Origin of the sequence: Streptomyces sp. MK37H (assembly GCF_018035285.1) — a bacterium.
Lineage (GTDB): Bacteria > Actinomycetota > Actinomycetes > Streptomycetales > Streptomycetaceae > Streptomyces > Streptomyces endocoffeicus.
In genome coordinates this window covers 1-2,566 of record NZ_JAAAYH010000725.1, presented here as the reverse complement: position 1 = coordinate 2,566, position 2,566 = coordinate 1, and the positions used below count along the sequence as shown (strand labels likewise).

Genomic DNA, 2,566 nt, shown 5'->3' with positions numbered 1-2,566 from the left:
CGGGCCTCCCCGACGAGGAAATCGCCACCACGGCGACCCGCTCAGCCGATAAGGTCTTCGACCTGCTGGAGCCTTCCTTGGGCGGCTACGCGGTGCGCTGAGCCGTCAGAGCTGACCGAGATCGACCCGCACCGGAAACGGAGCCGCGACCTTCACCACACCGGTGAACACCTCTCCCTCCCGGTAGGTCTTGGTCGCGGGGTCGAGGACGTAGGTGTAGACGAGCGGGACGCCGGTGGCCGCCTGCTCGATCCGCCAGTAGAAGGCGATGCCCGCCTTGGCGTACTGGTCCACCTTCACAACGCGGTCGGTGGTCTCCGAACCGGGCGACACCACCTCGGCGACCAGCAGCACATGCTCGGGGCGGGTGGGCGTGACGTCGATCGTTTCCGCGCGATACACGACCACGTCGGGACGACGATTGGTGAGCGGCACATCCTGAAGCCGGACGTCGAAGTCCGTATCGGCGTTCCAGTCAGGGCCCGCGGCGTCTTCCAGGGCGTTGGCAAGGATCCGAGCCAGGCGGTTGTGCCGCTTCGACGCGCTGGGGCTCACCACGACCATCCCGTCCACGATCTCAATCCCCGCGCACTGCTCCTCGGACCAGGAGTCGTACTGCTCAGCCGTGATCTGCTCATGCATCCACGCCGGAGCGACCATCTCGGCGGTCATGACTCACCTCCCTGACCCTGCGCGACGGGTGTGGCACTGCTGCGCTCAGCGTACCGGGGCAGGCGCCCCTGCTCCGGACTCACGGCCCAGCGCAGGGACCTGCCGGCCCGCCCCCGTCCCGTTCACGGTTCACGGGTGAAGATCTCCACGTCGTCGAGTGCGTCGGCGGACGCCCCCTTCCGGCGGCCTCCCCGACGGCCGGAGCGTTCGGCGCGCACTGAGCGGAAGCCGGGGTGAACGCCGGGGCTGAGACCCTGCCGGTCCGCCAGCCGCCGCAGCAGCCCGGTCAGTTGATCCCGCTCCTGTTCCGAGAGGCCGTCGGTCATCCGGCGCTCGTGCTCCGCGCCCACCTTCCGCAGCCCTGCCAGCAACTTTCCGCCCTCATCGGTCAGATGAACCGCGTACAGGCGCCGGTCGACGGGGTTCCTGCGGCGCTCGATCAGCCCGCGCTCCTCCAGTTCGTCGGCGAACGCGACAAACCGGCTCGGCGGCATGCCCAGGTCGTCGGCGAGCTCGCGCTGGCTGCGGCCGGGTGAGTCGGCCAGCAGCCGGAGAAGGCCGCCCTGCGGCGGGGTCAGGTGCAGCTCGGCGAGGCGTTCGGCGAACAGCTCGGCGGCGTGGGCGCCGAGCTGGGCGAGCAGGAAGGCGGCACCGGTCGGGGGCGGACCCGGTGGCCGTTCACCTTCATTGGTCATTCCCATGCGGACATCATAGCCGCTTGACAATCGTTTCGACTTGTAATCATTATCTTCCGTATCGGTTGTCCGACCGGCCAACGGAGGAGAAAGCCATGCCCAGCACGACCCCCCAGACATCCCCCACCCCTTCCACCCGGACCGCCCACGGCGAGCACACCCCTGGCCGTCGCCCGCAGGGCGGGCCCCCGCTGCTGGCGCCCGTGCTCGCGTTCGCCGTCCTGACCATCGGCTACGTCGTCGTCAACAGCTCGACGCCACGCCCCGACGCCTCCGGTAAGGAGGTCCTGCGGTACGCGCGGGACAACGGCACCACCATCGAGCTGGGTTCGCTCCTGCTCCTCGCCTCGGCCACGCCACTGGCGCTCCTGGCGGCGGTGCTCTACCGGCGGCTGCGAGCACTGGGCATCACCGCACCGGGCTCGGCGATCACGCTGGTGGGCGGGGTGCTGGCGTCCGTGGCGCTGAGCGGCAGCGCGCTGTTCGGCTGGACCGGCGGCCGCCTGCCCATGGACGCCGATCCGGCCCTGGCCCGCGCACTGGCCGATCTGTCGTTCCTGTCGGGCGGTGTCACCTACTCGGTGACGTTCGCGATGCTCGTCTCCGGCATCTCGGTGACCGGGCTGCTGACCCGCCTGCTGCCCCGCCCGCTGACCTGGACCGGGCTGGCGCTGGCCGCCCTGGGCATGGTCTCCCTGCTCTCGCTGGTCGCCGACCCGTTCGGCTACCTGCTGCCGGTCGTCCGCTTCGGTGGGCTCATCTGGCTGGTCATCACCGCGTTCCTGCTACCCCGTACCCGCCCGTCCCGGCACCAGTGAGCGTCGGACGCGCGGACACGCCGAGGACACGCACAGAGCGCGGGTCCATAGGCGACATGCCCATGAACTCCCTTGTTCGTGACCGCTGTTCGACTTAGCGTGACGGATCACTGACAACGTTGAGGGGGCGCGGGGCGTGGCGTTCTGGATGGCTGCGACGTCCGTATGGGCTGTGCTGCAGCTGTTGTTGCTGTCCTGGCCGGTGCGGACGGTGCGGTGGCCGACGGTGCTGCTCGCCTTCGGGGTGGGTGCGTACGGCTGCGGTGTGCTCTCGATGGTGCTGGAGCTCGTGGTGGCACGGCAGTTGGCCACCGCGAGGGGGACCTCGCTGTCGGGCGTCATGGATGTGGTGTCGTGGACGACGGCTCCGGTGGTGGAGGA

At 69.8% G+C, this 2,566-nt stretch carries 3 protein-coding genes and 1 pseudogene; 2 read left to right on the top strand and 2 right to left on the bottom strand.

Going from position 1 to position 2,566, the window contains the following annotated elements; all coding sequences use genetic code 11:
* Positions 1-105: 105 nt before the first annotated feature.
* Both GWI24_RS43240 and GWI24_RS43235 read right to left on the bottom strand, forming a co-directional pair.
* Positions 106-672 (bottom strand): Uma2 family endonuclease, encoded by a 567-nt coding sequence (locus tag GWI24_RS43240; protein WP_210951489.1) that lies wholly within the window; start codon positions 670-672, stop codon positions 106-108.
* A gap of 122 nt (positions 673-794) precedes the next feature.
* A complete protein-coding gene (locus tag GWI24_RS43235) occupies positions 795-1,373 on the bottom strand; it encodes a MarR family winged helix-turn-helix transcriptional regulator (protein ID WP_247617692.1) in 579 nt (192 codons plus the stop codon).
* 89 nt (positions 1,374-1,462) lie between these two features.
* On the opposite strand from GWI24_RS43235, the gene GWI24_RS43230 reads away from it, so the two are divergent.
* Positions 1,463-2,185, top strand: a complete 723-nt coding sequence (locus tag GWI24_RS43230; RefSeq protein WP_210951488.1) for a DUF4386 domain-containing protein — start codon at positions 1,463-1,465, stop codon at positions 2,183-2,185.
* A 148-nt stretch (positions 2,186-2,333) separates the two neighbouring features.
* Positions 2,334-2,566 (top strand): annotated as a pseudogene (locus GWI24_RS43225) (PrsW family intramembrane metalloprotease); the annotation flags it as partial.

Excerpts from the sequence above, each read along its gene's own strand:
- GWI24_RS43240 (WP_210951489.1), bottom strand. The coding sequence starts at position 672 with ATGACCGCCGAGATGGTCGCTCCGGCGTGGATGCATGAGCAGATCACG.
- GWI24_RS43235 (WP_247617692.1), bottom strand. The coding sequence starts at position 1,373 with ATGGGAATGACCAATGAAGGTGAACGGCCACCGGGTCCGCCCCCGACC.
- GWI24_RS43230 (WP_210951488.1), top strand. The coding sequence starts at position 1,463 with ATGCCCAGCACGACCCCCCAGACATCCCCCACCCCTTCCACCCGGACC.